Origin of the sequence: Frondihabitans sp. PhB161 (assembly GCF_003814635.1) — a bacterium.
Classification (GTDB): domain Bacteria; phylum Actinomycetota; class Actinomycetes; order Actinomycetales; family Microbacteriaceae; genus Frondihabitans.
Genome location: NZ_RKQW01000002.1, coordinates 417,004 through 434,023 on the forward strand (window position 1 = coordinate 417,004; position 17,020 = coordinate 434,023).

The 17,020-nt window shown below is 68.2% G+C and carries 12 protein-coding genes and 1 tRNA gene; 2 read left to right on the forward strand and 11 right to left on the reverse strand.

What is annotated here, in order from left to right; genetic code table 11:
- Nucleotides 1-5 precede the first annotated feature (5 nt).
- Entirely contained in the window at nt 6-587 is a 582-nt protein-coding gene (locus EDF39_RS10695) for a LemA family protein (RefSeq protein ID WP_055963258.1), read from the reverse strand.
- Nucleotides 588-806: 219 nt separating this feature from the next.
- Between EDF39_RS10695 and EDF39_RS10700 the strand changes: the two genes are divergently transcribed.
- Nucleotides 807-3,128 (forward strand): hypothetical protein, encoded by a 2,322-nt coding sequence (locus EDF39_RS10700; protein ID WP_123942949.1) that lies wholly within the window; start codon nt 807-809, stop codon nt 3,126-3,128.
- 8 nt (nt 3,129-3,136) lie between these two features.
- Here EDF39_RS10700 and EDF39_RS10705 read toward each other — a convergent pair.
- From EDF39_RS10705 to EDF39_RS10745, 9 genes are all read right to left on the reverse strand, one after another.
- Nucleotides 3,137-3,210 (reverse strand) — tRNA-Leu (locus EDF39_RS10705).
- A gap of 78 nt (nt 3,211-3,288) precedes the next feature.
- Nucleotides 3,289-4,833 carry an NAD(P)/FAD-dependent oxidoreductase gene (locus EDF39_RS10710; RefSeq protein ID WP_055963263.1) on the reverse strand — a complete coding sequence of 515 codons (1,545 nt, stop codon included), beginning with the start codon at nt 4,831-4,833 and terminating at the stop codon, nt 3,289-3,291.
- Nucleotides 4,834-4,872: 39 nt separating this feature from the next.
- Nucleotides 4,873-6,132, reverse strand: coding sequence for a S8 family serine peptidase (locus tag EDF39_RS10715; RefSeq protein ID WP_199726189.1), 1,260 nt, complete (start codon nt 6,130-6,132; stop codon nt 4,873-4,875).
- A gap of 5 nt (nt 6,133-6,137) precedes the next feature.
- A complete protein-coding gene (locus EDF39_RS10720; RefSeq protein WP_123942951.1) occupies nt 6,138-6,728 on the reverse strand; it encodes a DUF501 domain-containing protein in 591 nt (196 codons plus the stop codon).
- 29 nt (nt 6,729-6,757) lie between these two features.
- Nucleotides 6,758-7,297 carry a septum formation initiator family protein gene (locus EDF39_RS10725; RefSeq protein ID WP_123942953.1) on the reverse strand — a complete coding sequence of 180 codons (540 nt, stop codon included), beginning with the start codon at nt 7,295-7,297 and terminating at the stop codon, nt 6,758-6,760.
- 332 nt (nt 7,298-7,629) lie between these two features.
- Nucleotides 7,630-8,910 carry a phosphopyruvate hydratase gene (eno, locus tag EDF39_RS10730; RefSeq protein ID WP_055963271.1) on the reverse strand — a complete coding sequence of 427 codons (1,281 nt, stop codon included), beginning with the start codon at nt 8,908-8,910 and terminating at the stop codon, nt 7,630-7,632.
- Between the two features lie 111 nt (nt 8,911-9,021).
- Nucleotides 9,022-10,260: a histidine--tRNA ligase gene (gene hisS, locus EDF39_RS10735; RefSeq protein ID WP_123942954.1), complete on the reverse strand. Its 1,239-nt coding sequence runs from the start codon at nt 10,258-10,260 to the stop codon at nt 9,022-9,024.
- Nucleotides 10,261-10,547: 287 nt separating this feature from the next.
- Entirely contained in the window at nt 10,548-11,147 is a 600-nt protein-coding gene (locus tag EDF39_RS10740; protein ID WP_158613214.1) for a TetR family transcriptional regulator, read from the reverse strand.
- 210 nt (nt 11,148-11,357) lie between these two features.
- Entirely contained in the window at nt 11,358-12,062 is a 705-nt protein-coding gene (locus EDF39_RS10745) for a MazG nucleotide pyrophosphohydrolase domain-containing protein (RefSeq protein ID WP_123942958.1), read from the reverse strand.
- 106 nt (nt 12,063-12,168) lie between these two features.
- Between EDF39_RS10745 and EDF39_RS10750 the strand changes: the two genes are divergently transcribed.
- Nucleotides 12,169-13,359 carry a Na+/H+ antiporter NhaA gene (locus EDF39_RS10750; protein ID WP_123942960.1) on the forward strand — a complete coding sequence of 397 codons (1,191 nt, stop codon included), beginning with the start codon at nt 12,169-12,171 and terminating at the stop codon, nt 13,357-13,359.
- Here the strand turns inward: EDF39_RS10750 and mfd are convergent.
- The gene (gene mfd, locus EDF39_RS10755; RefSeq protein ID WP_123942962.1) at nt 13,356-16,979 is read right to left on the reverse strand and encodes a transcription-repair coupling factor; all 3,624 of its coding nucleotides are present in this window, start codon (nt 16,977-16,979) and stop codon (nt 13,356-13,358) included. The two genes, EDF39_RS10750 and mfd, sit on opposite strands and share 4 nt — an antisense overlap.
- Nucleotides 16,980-17,020 lie beyond the last annotated feature (41 nt).

Here is a 17,020-nt window from a genome sequence, read left to right on the forward strand (position 1 = left end):
CGCGGTCAGAACTGCACGCGCGGGGGCTCGGCGATCGCCGACGGCTCTGCCACTTCGAAGAAGTCTCGCGAAGTGAATCCGAGCCGCTTCGAGAAGAGGGTGTTCGGGAACACCGTGGTCTTCGTGTTGAACTCACGCACGCCGCCGTTGTAGAACCGCCTCGACCCTTGGATCTTGTCTTCGGTTTCGACGAGCTCTGACTGCAGTTGAAGGAAGTTCTGGCTCGACTGCAGCTGCGGGTAGGCCTCGGCCACGGCGAAGATGCTCTTCAGCGACTTCTGCATGTGGCTCTCGGCGACCGCGGCCTCGGCCGGACTCGTGGCGCTCAGCGTCTCGGCACGCGCCTTGGTGACGCTCTCGAAGACCCCCGACTCGTGAGTGGCATACCCCTTCACCGTGCTGATGATGTTCGGGATGAGGTCACCCCGACGCTTCAGCTGGACGGTGATATCGCTCCACGCCTCATCCACGCGCACCTTGAGGGTGACCAACGAGTTGTAGGTCGCCCAGAGGTAGATGCCGAAGATGATGAGCAGCAGCACGACGATGCCTGCTGCGATGAGAATGCCGATGAGGGCGGAATCCATGGTTGAGATACTCCTTGTCGATCCGGGGATCACTATAAATGGGCTGAATGGGGGCTCCATGCGCGGGGGGCATTCTCGGAGGCAACTCACGCCCAGCGGCGGTTTCGACGGATCCTTGGCCTCGTGCCTGTAGGTACTTGTAACAATTCACGGAGATTTCACGTACTCCGCCGTTCGAACGATTGACTTGTACCCCGCAACTTGGCTTACTGGGGGGCAGTGCTCACCAACACGACCCCCAGCTCCCGACGCTCCGTGGCCATGGCCAGCGGGCGCGTTCGTCGTGGGCGGGTGCCCGCAGCGATCTGCGTGGCAGCACTGGCCCTCGTTCTGATCGTCTCGGGTCTCTCGGTCGCTCCGTCCGCAGCCGAGGCGGCGCCGACGAGCGCGACGCCGACACCCTCGCAGGGCATCGGCACACCGGCCCCGCCCGTCGCCCCGACGATCTCGGTCGCCGACTCGCCGCGCGCCCGGGTGACGGTGTCAGGAACAGCCACGCCCTCGGCACACCTGCGCGTGCTCGACCCCGTCCACCCCGCATCGTCGCTCTGCACCTCGACAGCCACTGCCGACGGGCGCTGGTCGTGTGAAGTCGACCTCGTGTCAGGCGCCGGGCAGACTCTCACCGTGCGTGACCTCACCGACACCGCGCTCGGCGACGTGCAGTCGGCCCCGTTCTCGGTGCTCGCCGCCCCGGTGCTGTCGACCGGGTCGGGAGTCGACATCGGAGCCCGCGTCCAGGGGACGGGCTATCCCGGCGCTCGAGTGACGGTGACGACCGACGGCAAGGCTGCGGCCACAGCGACAGTCAGCGACGCGGGGCAGTGGAGCACCGTGCTCTCGGCCGCGACGACACCGTCCGGTCGCTACAGCGTTCAGGCTACGCAGTCGTCGTCGCGCGTGCCGGCGGTTCCGGTCTCGTCCGCCTCCGCCGCGGTCACCGTCACGATCGACCGCGATGCCCCGGCTGCGCCGACGGTCGTCCACCCCGCGCAGGGCTCCACCATCAGCCAGCAACCCGTGGTCTTCGACGGCACCGGCGAGAGCGGTTCCACCGTGACCACCTATGTCGACAGCAATCCCGTCTGCACCGCCGTCGTGAAGAACGGCGTGTGGAGCTGCAGTTCGGAGGGCCTCCTCCTCCCGTCCGGAGACCGCCGGGTCCAGGCCGCTCAGCGCGACGCCGCCGGCAACTACGGTGCGCCCAGTGCGGCCGTCCTGGTCACATTCGCCCCGTCGTCGCCATCGGCCACGCCCTCGACTCCGTCGGCGACTCCGTCCGCCCAGCCCACGACGCCATCCGACTCGACGGAGCCGTCTGCCGCTCCACCGACGGGCACGCCGACCAGCCCCGGTACCCCGGGCGGCGGGTCGCCCAGCGGTGACCCGTCTAGTTCCGGTGGGTCGACCGGATCAGGGGGAGGCACCGGCGGCAGTGGTTCAGGCGGCAGTTCAGGAAGCAGCTCAGGATCCCCCGGCTCGGGTTCCGCCTCGACCCCCGGCGTAATCGACAGTTCGTCGTGGTCGGGCCCGACCGGTTTCGGCGGCACCCTCCCCACGCTGTCGCAGGGTCTCGGCGGCTGGTCGTGGATGTGGGCCCTCGTCATCGGCCTCGTCTTCCTCCTCCTGGTCGTCGCACCCCTGCGCCTTGCTGCCTCGGCGCTGGGCGGTCGGCTCGCCGGACGAGCCCACCGACTCGCGGGCCGCAACCGCTCGCTCTCCGACCGCGACGAGCGGTCGGTCCTCTCTCCGACCGCAGGGGTCGTCCTGGCCCTCGCGGTCGGCGCCGTGCTCGTCGCCCTCGCCGCGGGCGTCGACGACCAGGTGCGCTACATCCGGCTCGTCGTGGCGATCGCCGTCGGAATCGCCCTGATCAACGGTCTCGGCGTCGTGCTCCCCACCTGGCTCCTCGGGCGTCGTCTCGGGCTGCGCCTCTCCCTCTCCGTTTCGCCCCGCCTCCTCATCGGTGCCGTGGCGGCGTGTGTGGCAACCCGAGTGCTGGGCATCGACCCGCCGCTGGCCCTCGGAGTGCTCCTCGCTGCGGGCCTCGCCGACGCGGGTGGGCGCGCTCTCCAAGCGAGCACGCTCGATGCACGCGGCCGTGACACCGGGCGGGACGACGTACGACGAGACGATGTCCGAACGGGCGGTGTCCTCGCTACGGCCCAACTCGGATCCTTGGCCGGTCTGTCGTTCCTGGCCTGGATCGCGCACGGGCTCATGCCTGCCTCGAGCACTGCGTTCGCCGCCGAGATCACGCGGGAGGCGCTGGCGACGATGTGTCTGGCGGGTCTTGGATCCTTGATCGTCTTGCTGGTTCCGCTCGGAGCCCTACCCGGCCGCGCTCTCTACGCCTGGTCGCGGCCGACGCTGGTCGGGTTCGCCGTGATCGGCGTCGCCATGGCCTCCGTCGTCTATCTTGGCGGCCCTGACGAGACGTTCCCGATGCTGCCGCTCGTGATCGCCTCCGCGGCGTTCGCGACCCTTGCCGTGGGCGCCTGGGCCTGGGTGCGCTTCGTCGAGCCCGGCGACGACATCTGACGAGCGAGTGCCCCCGCAGGGACTCGAACCCTGACTGAAGCGATTTTAAGTCGCCTGCCTCTGCCGATTGGGCTACGGGGGCGTGCCCGTCAAGCGTACTGAACGGGCCGCGAAACGCCTGATGCCCCCGCATGACGGGGGCATCGAGACTGTCAACGAGCTATTCGGCGGCGGGGGCCTTCTCGGCGGGCGCCTTCTTGGCAGCCGGCTTGCGCGCCGGAGCCTTCTTAGCGGCGGGCTTCGACTCTGCGGGCTTCGACTCGGCAGCAACCGGCTCAGCCTTCGTCTCGCCGTCGGCGGGAGTGGCGTACGCGGGGCCGGGCTGGCCGGCAACCTTGCCGATTTCAGGCGCGGGAGCTGCTGCGGGCTCGTCGGCCGGAGCCGCGGGCTTCGGGCGCGAGGCGAACTCCTCGAAGGCGGCGCGCGGCCTCGTGACGTTGTCGAGCGACGCGATGTCGCGGCCGAGCACGAAGTTGTTGGCCCAACCGGTCACGACGCGGATCTTCCGCTCCCACGACGGCATGGCCATGCCGTGGTAGCCGCGGTGCGCCATCCACGCCGGGAATCCCTTGAGGGCGAACTTGCCGCTCTGGAACACACCGATGCCGATGCCGAGACCGGCGACGGCTCCGAGGTTGTCGTGGCGGTAGTCTTTCGTGTTTTCGCCACGGAGGTCGGCCGTGAGGTTCTTCGCGAGCTGCTTGCCCATGCGAACGGCGTGCTGGGCGTTCGGCACGCAGAAGCCGCCGACGCCGCCGCCGGTGAGGTCGGGCGTCGCCGCGACGTCGCCGCAGGCCCAGGCGTCGGGCACGACGGTGCCGTCTTCGGTCACGATCCGGAGGTCGGGCTGCACCGAGATGCGGCCGCGGGCCTCGATCGGGAAGTCGGTGTTGCGAACCACCGGGTTGGCCATGACGCCGGCCGTCCAGATGATGAGGTCGGACTCGAACGACTCACCGGTCGACAACTCGACCTTGCCGCCGACGGCCGACTGCAGCTGCGTGTCGAGGTGGACGATGGCCTGGCGCTCGGCGAGGTTCTTGAGCACCCAGTGGCTCGTCTCGAGGGCGACCTCGGGCATGATGCGACCCATCGCCTCAATGAGGTGAAAGTGGGTGTCGTCGATGGTGAGGTTCGGGTAGTTCTTGAGCAGGTCGGTCGCGAAACTGCGCAGCTCGGCGAAGATCTCGATGCCGGCGAAGCCGCCACCGACGACGACGGTGGTGAGCAGGCGGTCACGCTCGGGGCCGGCGTCGAGGTTCGCGGCCTTCTGGAAGTTAGTGAGGAGCTTGTCGCGGATGGCCTCGGCCTCCTCGATCGTCTTGAGGCCGATGGCCTCGTCGGCGACACCCGGAATTGGGAACGTGCGCGAGACGGCACCAGCGGTCATGACGATCTGGTCGTACTCTTCCGTCCACTCGGGGCCGACCTCGGGGGTGATCGTCGCGGTCTTCGTCGCGTGGTCGACCTTCGTCACCTTGGCCGTGACGACGTTGGTGCGAGTCAGGTGGCGTCGCAGCGACACGATGGCGTGACGCGGCTCGATCGAACCGGCTGCGACCTCGGGAAGGAACGGCTGGTAGGTCATGTAGGGCAGCGGGTCCACCACGGTGACCTCGGCCTCGCCCTTGCGCAGCCACTTCTCGAGCTTCCAGGCGGTGTAGAAACCGGCGTAGCCGCCGCCGACGATCAGGATTTTGGGCACGAGGGATGAACTCCTAGATAGGTGTGGACGGGAAACAGGCTAGCGCCTGCTTCGCAGACGACTGAAATGGCGAACGGCCCCGATGACGACGACCAGCACACTGACCCCGAGACCAGAATAAACCGCGAGGGGGATCCCCGCAGATCTCCAGGTCTCGACACTCGGGAGGAATCCAGCGCTTCCGTCTCTATTCGCCACCGCGGTCGTCGGGCTCGCGGTCACCGGCGCGGAGGGCTCGGGCGACGAGGTCGGCTGCGGCGAGGCCTCGGCCCGGCGGTGGAGCCGAATCCACTCTGCGAGGTCGCCGACGGGGTTCGTCGAGACGCTCGCCACTCTCCTGGTGACGGCCGCATCGGCGTCGACCAGACCGTGGCCGTAGATCGGGCCGGGCGACGGCGACCCCTTGGGCGTGGCCGTCGAGACGATCCGCTGGATCACGTCGTCGGCCGAGATGCCGGGATGGCTGGCGAAGACGAGGGCGGCAATGCCCGAGACCAGCGGGGCGGCGCCACTCGTTCCGGACCACAGCAGGTACTGCCCGCCCGGCCCCACACCGACGAGCCCTTCGCTCGGTGCCGCGACCCCGATCGTGATCCCCTGGCTCGACGCGTCGAAACTCGCGTTCTTCGACTGATCGACGCCGGCCACGGTCAGCACTCCGGGCATCGTCGCCGGTGCCCCCACCTCGTCGGTTCCGCTCCCCCGGTTTCCGGCGGCGGCGATGACCACCGCACCTTTCTTCATGGCGTAGAGAAAGGCGTCGTCCCAGCTCGTGGGCCAGTCGAGGGTATTGCGCGTCAGCGACATGTTGATGACCTTGGCCCCGTGGTCGACCGCCCAGCGCACGGCCGTGGCGATCTGCCCGTCGGCATCGTTCGCCTTGGCGCCGAAACCGACCGAGATCGAGAGGATCTTCGCCTCGGGCGCGACGCCGATCACTCCGGAACCCGAACCGGTGCCCCTGCCGGCGATGAGCGAGGCGACCAGGGTGCCGTGCGCGGAGTCGTCGCCGATCGGCGTCTGCCCGTTCGACGATCCGCTCCCCGAGAAGTCCGCGCCACCGACGACGGCGCCCTGCAATTCGGCGACCGAGCCGTCCACTCCCGAATCGATCACGGCCACGGTGACGCCCTGGCCGCGGGTGGTGTTCCACGCCTGCTCGATGCCGTAGTCGCTGAGCCAGTACTCCCGATCGCGGATCGAGTCGGCAGACGCTGCGGTGGCCGGGAGGAGAACACCGGGGAGCACCAGCGCGGAGACGACAGCCACGGCGGCCGCGAACGCTCCGAGCCGGCGCACTCTGGTCAGCCCTTGGATCCTGCGGTCGCGTCGTTCGCGCCAGTCGCGCCGGTCGCGCCGGTCGCGCCGGGGCGCTCGGCCCCGTCGGCGGAGTAATCGGGGCAGGTGCACACGTCGGGGCTCCAGGTCGCTCGTTCGAGCGCGAGGTCGCCGAACGGGTTGACGCCGGGCCCGGCGGCGAGGGCGTGACCGGCCAGGGCGTGGAGGCACTTGACGCGCTCGGGCATGCCGCCGGCCGTCACGTGATCGATCTCGTCAACGTGCTCGATGCCCTCGCGATCGGCGAGGTACGCCTCATGAGCCGCACGATAGCTCTGCTGCAGGTCGGCGCTGTCGGCGAGCAGCTCGGTGTACTCGGCCATGACGCCGGTCGCCTCGAGAGTCGAGATCGCGGCCGTGGCACCCGGGTGGCACAGGTAGTAGAGGGTCGGAAAAGGTGTTCCGTCGGCCAGGCGGGGCTTGGTCGAGACCACGGTCGGATTGCCGCAGACGCAGCGTGCGGCGATGCCGATCACGTTGCGAGCCGGGCGTCCGAGCTGCTGAGAGACGACGAAGATGTCGTGCTCGGTGACGGGGGCGAAGGGTGGCGTGGTCATGGAGTGATCAGAATACCCGGCCCGTGCGCCTACTTGGCGCTCTTCAGGTCGGGCGACACGAGCTTCGCCGCGGGCTCGTCGGTCAGGCCCGCGTCGAGAACGGACGCGGTCATCGCCCCGACCCAGTCGACCTGCGGGTTCTGGATGTCTTTGGTGATCTTCGTTCCGGCCTCGGTCTTCGCGGCTGTCTCGGACTTCGTGGCCGCATCGTCCATCACGAGGTAGCTGTACTCGCCCGGATAGACGTACAACAGGCGATCGCGGGCCTGGGCCTCGATGTAGGCGGGGTCGTTCCACCGGGCGACGGTGTCTTTGAGATCGTCGACGTTCTGCTTCTGCGCATCGACGTCGGACTGCAGCGACGTGATCTGCTGCTGCTGCTGAATCAGCGTCTTCAGGCTCGGCGCGAGGATGATCACGAACAGCACGATGATCACGAGCATCAGCAGGCTGAACCCCGAGACGCGCATGCCACGCAGCCAGCCGCCGGCCGCCGTCTCCATCGCCGGCAGGGTCACCGGCACGCGTCGGGTCGTTTCGCCTTCGCGGTCGGAGGGTGAGCTAGCCATGCCTCGACCCTAGGCGACGCCCGGCCGCCTCTGGGCCAGCGCGCGCGTGCCGCCCGAATTCGAAGGAGATTCCCGCCTCCGGCGACGAGAAATCAAGGATCCGAGGGGGTCGCCCGGCAGTTTCTCCTTCAAATTCGGCAGGGGGCCGGCGCCGCGAGGGGTTCAGCGCCGCAGAAGCTCGCGAAGCGACGCGGTTCGGCCAATACGACCTGGCGCGCCGCGTCGTTTTGGCCGAACCGCGTCGCTTTAGCCAAACCGCGTCGCCGAGCGAGCGCGCGCACGCAAAAGCCCGCCCCGCGCCGAAGCGCGAGACGGGCCTCCTGCAGCAGTCGTTACGCGGTGAAGCGCGGGAACGCCGAGGCGCCGGCGTACACCGCGGCCTCGCCGAGCTCCTCTTCGATGCGGAGCAGCTGGTTGTACTTCGCGACGCGCTCGGAGCGAGCCGGGGCGCCGGTCTTGATCTGACCGCCATCGGTAGCGACGGCGAGGTCGGAGATCGTGGTGTCTTCGGTCTCGCCGGAGCGGTGCGACATAACGGTCTTGTAGCCGCTGCGCTGTGCGAGGGCCACGGCGTCGAGCGTCTCGGTGAGCGTGCCGATCTGGTTGACCTTGACGAGCAGCGCGTTGGCGGCGCCGTTCTCGATGCCCTTGGCGAGGCGCGTCGGGTTGGTGACGAAGAGGTCGTCGCCGACGATCTGCGTCTTGGAGCCGATGACGGACGTGAGGTGCGCCCAGCCCTCCCAGTCGTCTTCGTCGAGAGGGTCTTCGATGGTGACGAGGGGGTAGGACGCGACGAGCTCTTCGTAGTAGGCCGACATCTCTTCGGCCGACTTCGATGCACCCTCGAAGGAGTACGAGCCGTTCGAGAAGAACTCGCTGGAGGCGACGTCGAGGCCGAGTGCGATGTCTTTGCCGGGGGTGAAGCCGGCCTTGGTGATCGCCTCGACGAGGAGGTCGAGAGCGGCGCGGTTGCTGGAGAGGTTGGGGGCGAAGCCACCCTCGTCGCCGAGGCCGGTGGAGAGGCCCTGCGACTTCAGCTCGCTCTTGAGCACGTGGTACGTCTCGGTGCCCCAGCGAAGGGCCTCGGAGAAGCTGGAGGCACCGATCGGCAGGATCATGAACTCCTGGATGTCGACGTTGCTGTCGGCGTGGGAGCCACCGTTGATGACGTTCATCATCGGCACGGGCAGCGTGTGCGCGTTCGGGCCACCGAGGTAGCGGAACAGCGGCAGGTCGGCCGAGTCGGCGGCGGCGCGGGCGACGGCGAGTGACACGCCGAGGATCGCGTTCGCGCCGAGACGCTTCTTGTTGTCGGTGCCATCGAGGTCGATCATGGCCTTGTCGATGACGCGCTGATCGGTGGCGTCGAGACCTTCGATCTCGGGGCCGATCTCGTCGATGACGGCGGCGACGGCCTTGAGAACACCCTTGCCCTGGTAGCGACCCTTGTCGCCGTCGCGAAGCTCGTAGGCCTCGAATGCGCCGGTCGATGCGCCGGAGGGCACTGCCGCGCGCGCGACGACACCGTCGTCGAGCAGAACTTCGACCTCGACGGTCGGGTTGCCTCGCGAGTCGAGGATTTCGCGAGCGCCTACTGCGTCGATTGCTGCCACGGATAACTCCTTAGGATCGTCTGTTTTCGCTCAGGCTCGAAGCCCGCGCCCAATCCTAGTAGGGCGCCTTAACGCCGGAGGGGGTTCTCCACAGGCTGCCCGATGCCTCTTCTACGACAGGGAGCGGAAGGAGAGATCGGCGGCCGTCGCGGTGCTGTCGGAGACCGTGGCGAACGACTCGAAGCCCTGTTCCTTCAGGCCGGCGAGCTGGTTTTTGAAGTTCTTCGCCTTGCGGTCGAGGCGGATGCGGGTTCCGTCAGCGGCGAGCTCGTGCTGCAGACGCACGAGAGCGGCGGGCTCAGCGCCCGCGTCGTAGAGGAGGACGACGCCGTCGCCGGATCCTTCACCCGAAAGCTCGACGAGATCAACCAGACGCTCGAAGCCGAGCGAGAATCCGGCCGCAGGCACGTCCACGCCCAGGAACCGACCGATCATGCCGTCGTAGCGACCGCCGCCGCCGAGCGAGTAGCCGAAGTCGGGGTGCGCCACCTCGAAGATCGTTCCGGTGTAGTAGCCCATGCCCCGCACGAGCGTGGGGTCGAACTCGAGGCGGGCTCCGGGCAGAGCGTCTCGGAGCGAGACCAGATCGGCGAACGCGGCCGCGTCGAGCCAGTCAGCATCGGCGACCGATTCCCAGGTGGCGCCGGAGAGCTCGCCCAGAGCCTCGGCCAGACCGTCGACCGGGACCCCGATCGTGGCGAGCTCGGTGACGACACCGTCGACCCCGACCTTGTCGAGCTTGTCGACGATCACGAGCGCATGGTCGAACCGGTCGGCGGGAACGCCCCAGTGCGAGAGAAGGGTGACGAGGATCCGGCGGTCGTTGATCCGAATGGTCGTGCCCGCCAGCCCGAGCCCGTCGAGCACGGCCGACGTGGCACTGAGCAGCTCGATCTCGGCCATCGGGCCCGGCTCTCCAATGATGTCGATATCGCACTGGACGAACTGTCGGTAGCGTCCTTTCTGCGGCCTCTCGGCTCGCCAGACGGGTGCGATCTGAATCGCGCGGAACACCCCGGGGAGAGTCGCGCGGTGCGTCGCATAGAAACGCGCGAGCGGCACGGTCAGGTCAAAGCGGAGGCCGAGGTCGGCGAGCTCGAGCGGCTCGGAGGCCGCCGCGAGCTTCTCGGGCGTGATGCCGCGCTTCATGATGGCGAAGGCGAGCTTCTCGTTATCGCCTCCTAGCCCGGCGTGAAGGCGGTCGCTTTCCTCCGCCACGGGCGTCTCGATCTCGTCGAAGCCAAAGGATCGATAGGTCGACCGGATGCGGTCGAGGATCAGGTCGCGGCGACGCTTGTCGGCGGGGAGGAAGTCGCGCATTCCGCGCGGCGGAGTGACGGAGGAGGCCATGCGATCAGTCTTTCAGAGTCCGATGAGCGATTCGGCGCTCCGATCCGGTTGTCGAGATGTGACATTTCATGTATTCTGGCAACACCCGATCGGGTGGCCAACCGTTTCACACTGACCACCCCCCAAGACCGGCAGGCGCGAATCGGGTTGCGCGCCTTGCCTGCCCGGCAGCTCGTCCCTTCCCTGCGGTGACGAGCTGGTCCGGCCGGCGGCGCTCCGCTCCCTAGGCGGGGCGCCGCCACTTCGTTCCAGCAGACTTCGCGTAGGCCCTGCGTCGATCCCACGCCTCAGACAGTGGCGGGGGTGGCTGCCACTCGCATCCGCTCGGCGAAAGTCGCAACGTGACGACGAAAAACCTCGGCGACCTCCTCCGTCGCTCCCGTCGCCAGGGCGTCGTACTGCAGGCCGTAGACGGTGTCGGTGAACAGCCGCGCCTCGACCATAGCCACAGCCTCGGGCACCCCCTGCGAAACGCACCACTTCCGTGTAAAACCCTGCCACTTGGCGACTGCCGAGCGTGCGACGCCCGGCTCGACGCCGTCGATCATCTCGAGCATGGTGGCCTCGTACTCGAGACGCTGAAGTTGGAGGTTGTAGGGCGTCGACACTTTCTGCCACGCCGACTCCATGAAGTCGAGCCAACCCTGCTCGTCGAGGGTGGTGGGGTCGACCGCGAGGAGGTCGTCCTGGCGCGCCACGATGGCTCGTACGATCTCGTCGACGAGCTGCGCGCGATTGCCGAAGTGGTAGACGAAAACGTAGGTGCTGACGCCCAACGCTTCGGCGAGTGTGCGGAACGAGACGGTGGCGAGAGTCCGCCCGGCGAGGTGTTCGAGGATCTGGCCCAAGAGCTCCGGCTTGCGTGTCGGGTCGGGCTTTCTCGGCATCACACTCGTCTTTCGTACCGTCGCCGCGATGAGCCACCCTGCGCGACCCCAGCGACCAACGCTCACCATAACAGAGGGTGGACAGCAGGGGTCCGCCTGGTGAAATACTGAAAGTGACCAGGTGACATTTTACTGTGGTGTAGGGTTATTCCATCGCGCTGAACAAGCGCGGTCGAGCATGGCTGATCACCTGCTCGGGCGGGGTCCCCTCTATTCGGGTTGTGGGGTGCCCCGCCGTCTCTTCTCTTCGTCCTGCTCCACCTCGGCAATCCGCAGGGCAGCCTCGCGTCGGCGCACGGCGCCGCGAAGAGCTCGCTCGGCATCCCATCCGCGGGCCGACGCCTGATCCACCTCCGCTAAGAGGGCCGAGCCCCAAGCGGCCTCGCTGTCGGCGTCGAGAAGCGAGCCGTCGGATCCTGCACTCGGTTCTGAGACGGCCAACGACTCCGCGCGCGCCGCGATCTTCTGCGCTCTCGCCAGAGCCGGCAGCCCCGCGGGCACGCCCTCGAACCTGCTGCTCCGAGCCGCCTTCTCTCGGGCCTTCGCCGCCGACCAGAGCCGCACGATGTCGTCCACCCCGTCGGCCCGGTCGTCGCCGAACACGTGCGGATGACGCCGTCGGATCTTCGCGTCGACCTCCGTCACGACCGCGGCGAGGTCGAATCCGGAACCGTTCCGCTCGGCGATCGCCGCGTGCAGAACGACCTGGTAGAGAACGTCGCCGAGCTCCTCGCGAATGTCGGCCGGTGCTCCGTCTTCGATCGCCTCGACGAGCTCGAAGGTCTCTTCGACCAGGTAGGTGACGAGCGACTCGTGCGTCTGCGCGCGATTCCACTCGCACCCGGGCGGATCGAGCAAAGCACCGACCGTCGCCTCGAGGGCGGAGAGGGCGGCCGATGCCGGGGAAGACGTCACGTGATGCCTGCTTTCTGCGCCTGTCGGTGCTCAACGATAGAATGGGCATTGGTGAGTCGGGAAGTCTGGTCGACACTTCTCTGCCCGACCCTCCCGACAGGAACCCATGCCGAACCTGCTCCGCTCTGAGCGCGCCTCCGCCGTTCTTCTTCTCGCCGCCGCCGTTCTCGGCCTCGTCCTCGCCAATCTGTCGACCGGGCCCGGCCTCCTCGCCCTCAAAGACCACCACCTGTCGATTCCGCTCATCGGGCTCGACCTGTCGATCGGGCACTGGATCTCTGACGGCCTCCTGGCCCTCTTCTTCTTCGTCGTCGCGGTCGACCTCAAGCATGAGCTCGTCAAGGGACAGCTCAACTCGCTCTCGAAGGCGATCGTCCCGGCCATCGCGGCCATCGGCGGAGTCGCGGCGCCCGCCGCCGTCTACCTCATCTTCACGGCCGGTTCGTCGTACGCCTCCGGCTGGCCCGTGCCCACGGCCACCGACATCGCCTTCGCGCTGGGCGTGCTCGCCGTGTTCGGCCGGGGTCTGCCGGGGCGCATCCGCGTCTTCCTTCTCGCGCTCGCCGTGCTCGACGACCTGGTCGCAATTCTCATCATCGCCGTCTTCTTCACCCACGACAGCAGCCCGCTCTACCTCGGCCTGGGAGTTCTCGGCGTCGTCGCCACCTTCGCGGCCGGCCGGCTGCTCGGACGACGACAAGGATCCCTCGGGGTCGCGGCAGTCGCCCTCGTCACCCTCTTGGCAGTGGTCACCTGGTATCTCGTCCTGAGCTCCGGCGTCCACGCGACCATTGCAGCCGTCGCCGTCGGCCTCGTGCTGCCGCTGGGGCCAGCGCGCAAGGCCGTGCACGCGCTCGAGCCCTTCGTGAATGGCATCGTGTTGCCCGTCTTCGCCTTCGCTGCGGCCGCCGTTGCCGTTCCGAGCGTGGGTCTCGGCGAGCTGAGCCCGGTGTTCTGGGCGATCGTCGTCGCGCTTCCCGTCGGCAAGCTGATCGGTATCACCCTCGCCGGCGGTCTTGCCTCGAGAGCGTTCCGTCATCCCGACCCGGCGAGGCGCGGGCAGATCCTGAGCACGACCGAACTCATCACTGTCGCGATGCTCGGCGGCATCGGATTCACGGTGTCGCTCCTGATGAACGAGCTGGCCTTCGCGCGCAGCGAAGAGATCGTCGACGAGGGCACGCTCGCGGTGCTCGTCGGGTCGGGGCTGTCGATCGTGATCGCTGGCGCGCTCGTGAGCATGCTGGCGCGGGCGCACCGCAAGCGGGATCGCGCTCGCGCAACGCAACCCGCTTAGCTCGGCGCCGCCGCGCTGTCGGTGGGCCGCGCGGGCTCGGCCCCGTAGACGCTCGTCAGCAGCTGCTCGACCCAGGTGATCAGCTCGGCGTCGGGGAGCGCCTCGCCGTTCTTGCGCGGCATCGGCACGCTGACCGACTTGGTCTGGGCGAAGTAGCGCGCGCCTGGGAACAGCCGGGCGAGCCGGAGCTGCACGCTGTCGGCGAGTTCCATGGCCGCGACGCGCATGTTGGTTCCCATCGCGACGACCTCGCTGAGGCCGGTCTTCTGGGCCATCCTGCGAAGCCTCGACACCTCGATCAGGGCGAGGACCTCGGCGGGCGGTTCACCGTAGCGGTCGGTCAGCTCTTCGAGCACCGAGTCGATCTGCTCGTCGGAGGAGGTCGGCGACGACGCCGTCGAGAGCTTCTGGTACGCCTCGAGACGGAGGCGCTCGCTCTCGACGTAGTCTTCGGGAATGTGGGCGTCGACGGGCAACTCGAGCCTCAACTCGGTCTGCCCCTCTGCGACGTCGCCGCGGAAGGCGTTGACCGCTTCGCCGATCATGCGGAGGTAGAGGTCGAAGCCGACGCCGGCGATGTGACCGGACTGCTCGCCGCCGAGCAGGTTTCCCGCACCGCGGATCTCGAGGTCTTTCAGCGCCACCTGCATACCCGCGCCGAGTTCGTTGTTCGCGGCGATGGTCTCGAGGCGATCCTGAGCCGTCTCGGAGAGCGGCTTGTCGGCGTCGTAGAGGAAGTACGCGTAGCCGCGCTCACGGCCACGGCCGACGCGGCCGCGCAGCTGGTGCAGCTGCGACAGACCGTAGCGATCGGCGCGATCGATGATGAGCGTGTTGGCATTGGCGATGTCGAGGCCGGTCTCGATGATCGTCGTGGAGACGAGCACGTCGAACTTGCGCTCCCAGAAGTCGACCATCACCTGCTCGAGCGCCGACTCGGGCATCTGCCCGTGCGCTATGGCCACGCGGGCCTCGGGCACGAGTTCGGCGAGCTGGGCGGCCACCCGGTTGATCGACGAGACACGGTTGTGCACGAAGAAGATCTGCCCCTCACGGAGGAGCTCGCGACGGATCGCGGCGCCGATCTGACGTTCGCTGTTGGGGCCGACGAAGGTGAGGATCGGGTGCCGGTCTTCGGGCGGCGTGGCCAGAGTCGACATCTCGCGGATGCCGGTGACGGCCATCTCGAGCGTGCGCGGGATCGGCGTGGCGCTCATCGCGAGGATGTCGACATTCGTCTTCAGCTTTTTGAGCTGGTCTTTGTGCTCGACGCCGAAGCGCTGCTCTTCGTCGATGATCACGAGCCCGAGGTCTTTGAAGGAGAGCCCCTCGGTGAGAATGCGGTGCGTGCCGATCACGATGTCGACCGTGCCGTCGCCGATGCCCTTGATCGTCTCTTTCGACTCTTTGGCCGTCTGGAACCGGCTCAGCGCTCGGAGGTGCACCGGGAACCCGGCGAATCGCTCGGAGAAGGTCTCCATGTGCTGCTTGACGAGGAGCGTGGTCGGCACGAGCATGGCGACCTGCTTGCCGTCTTGGATGGCTTTGAAGGCGGCACGGATAGCGACCTCGGTCTTGCCGTAGCCGACGTCGCCCGAGATGAGGCGATCCATCGGAATGGGGCGCTCCATGTCGGCCTTGATCTCGTCGATCGTGGTCAGCTGATCGGGCGTCTCGGCGAACGGGAAGGCCTCTTCGAGCTCGCGCTGCCAGGGAGTGTCGGGGCCGAAGGCGTGACCGCGTGAGGCCATCCGCGCCGAGTAGAGCTTGACCAGCTCGACGGCGATGTCGCGAACGGCCTTGCGCGCCTTGCCCTTCGCCTGCGACCAGTCGCTGCCGCCCATCTTCGACAGCTTCGGCGCTTCGCCACCGACGTAGCGGCTGAGCAGGTCGAGCTGATCGGTCGGCACGTAGAGACGGTCGCCGGTCTGCCCGCGCTTCGACGGCGCGTATTCGAGCACGAGGTACTCGCGGCTGTGCTTGACGGCGTTGCGGCCGCCCGACGAGACCTCGCGGCTGGTGAGCTCGAGGAACCGGCCGATGCCGTGCGTGGAGTGCACGACGATGTCACCCGTCTTGAGTTGCAGCGGGTCGACGACGTTCTTTCGACGCGAGGCGAGCTTCTTGACCTGACGCCCGTCGTAGCCGGCGGCCCGACCGAAGAAGTCGGCCTCGCCGAGCACGGCGAGCTTCGCCTCGGGCACCTGAAATCCGGCCTCGACACCGCCGGTGACCAGATGCACGACCCCCGGCTCGAGGTCGTCGCCGAGCGCCTCGACGATGCGTGCCGCGACCCCGCGCTCGGCGAGGACGTCGCGGGCACGGTCGACGAGGCCCACGCCTCGGGCGGTGACGACGATGCTCCAGCCGGCGGCCGCGAGTTCGGCGACGTGCTCGACGGCACCCTCGGCGTTGCCGGAGAAGCTGGGGACGGTCTCGGCGTCGATCCGCACGTAGTCGCCGGCCGACTCGATCCGCTCCTCGTCGCTCAGCACGACGCCCGAGTCGAACCCGGACAGCGACCACCAGGTGCGGTCGCCGGCTTGCAGGCGCAGGTCGCCGACGGTGAGGAAGTCGCCCGAGTCGAGGTCGATGGGCGCTTCGGCACCAGCCGTGGCGGCACTCCAAGCGGCCTGGAGGAACTCGCGGTTGGTGTCGGCGAGGCTCTTGGCCCGCGACACGACGCGCTCCGGTGAGAGCACGGCGATGGCCGCCGACGGCGGCAGGTAGTGCGTGAGCGGCACGAGACGGTGCACGAGCGCCGGGGCCAGCGACTCCATTCCGTCGACGGGGATGCCCTGCCCGATCTTCTCGAGCATCTGCGCGAGGCTCGGGAACTCGTGCTGCATCTCGCGGGCCCGCTGGCGGACCGACTCGGTGAGCAGCATCTCGCGACTCGGCGGCAACTCAACCGTCTTCGCTTCGGTGTCGAGGCTGCGCTGGTCGGCGACCGCGAACAGGCGGATCTGGTCGATCTCGTCGCCGAAGAAGTCGACGCGGACTGGGTGCTCGGCCATCGGCGGGAACACGTCGAGGATGCCGCCGCGCACGGCGAACTCGCCACGACGCGTGACCATGTCGACGCGGGCGTAGGCGAGGTCGACCAGGCGCACGGCGATCGCCGAGAGGTCGTAGCCGCGCTCCCCCACGGTGAGCCGCACGGCATCGATGTCGGTGAGGTTGTCGGAGATCGGCTGGAGCGCGGCGCGCACGCCCGCGACGACCACGAGCGGGGCGACAGACGAAGGATCCGACGCGAACGCGGCTTGCCACTCGACCAGGCGCCGCAGTGCGTGGATGCGCTTGCCGACCGTCTCGGCGCTCGGGCTGAGCCGCTCGTGGGGAAGGGTCTCCCATGCGGGGAACTCGATCACCTCGGCGTCGGGCAGGTAGCTGGTCAGCGACGTGCGGACCGCCTCCGACTCGCGCCCGGTGGCGGTGATCACGAGAAGCGCCTGCGCCGCACCCGACCCTTCGGCACGGCGGTCGAGGAGACCGGCCAGAAGAGGCACGCGGAGGCCGTCGACGAGAGAGAAGTCGCTCGATCTCGTCGCCTGCTTCAGGGCAGAGTCGAACGTCGAGGCGCGCGAAAGCGCAGGAATCAAACCCTGGAGTATCACGAGTTCGAGTGTACGTGCCGCCTCCGACACCGGCCCGGGAC

Bases quoted from the DNA above. Each gene is read 5' to 3' on its own strand.
- hisS (WP_123942954.1), bottom strand. From the start codon at position 10,260: ATGGCCTCCTCCGTCACTCCGCCGCGCGGAATGCGCGACTTCCTCCCC.
- EDF39_RS10740 (WP_158613214.1), bottom strand. From the start codon at position 11,147: ATGCCGAGAAAGCCCGACCCGACACGCAAGCCGGAGCTCTTGGGCCAG.
- EDF39_RS10720 (WP_123942951.1), bottom strand. From the start codon at position 6,728: ATGACCACGCCACCCTTCGCCCCCGTCACCGAGCACGACATCTTCGTC.
- EDF39_RS10695 (WP_055963258.1), bottom strand. From the start codon at position 587: ATGGATTCCGCCCTCATCGGCATTCTCATCGCAGCAGGCATCGTCGTG.
- EDF39_RS10750 (WP_123942960.1), top strand. From the start codon at position 12,169: ATGCCGAACCTGCTCCGCTCTGAGCGCGCCTCCGCCGTTCTTCTTCTC.
- EDF39_RS10725 (WP_123942953.1), bottom strand. From the start codon at position 7,297: ATGGCTAGCTCACCCTCCGACCGCGAAGGCGAAACGACCCGACGCGTG.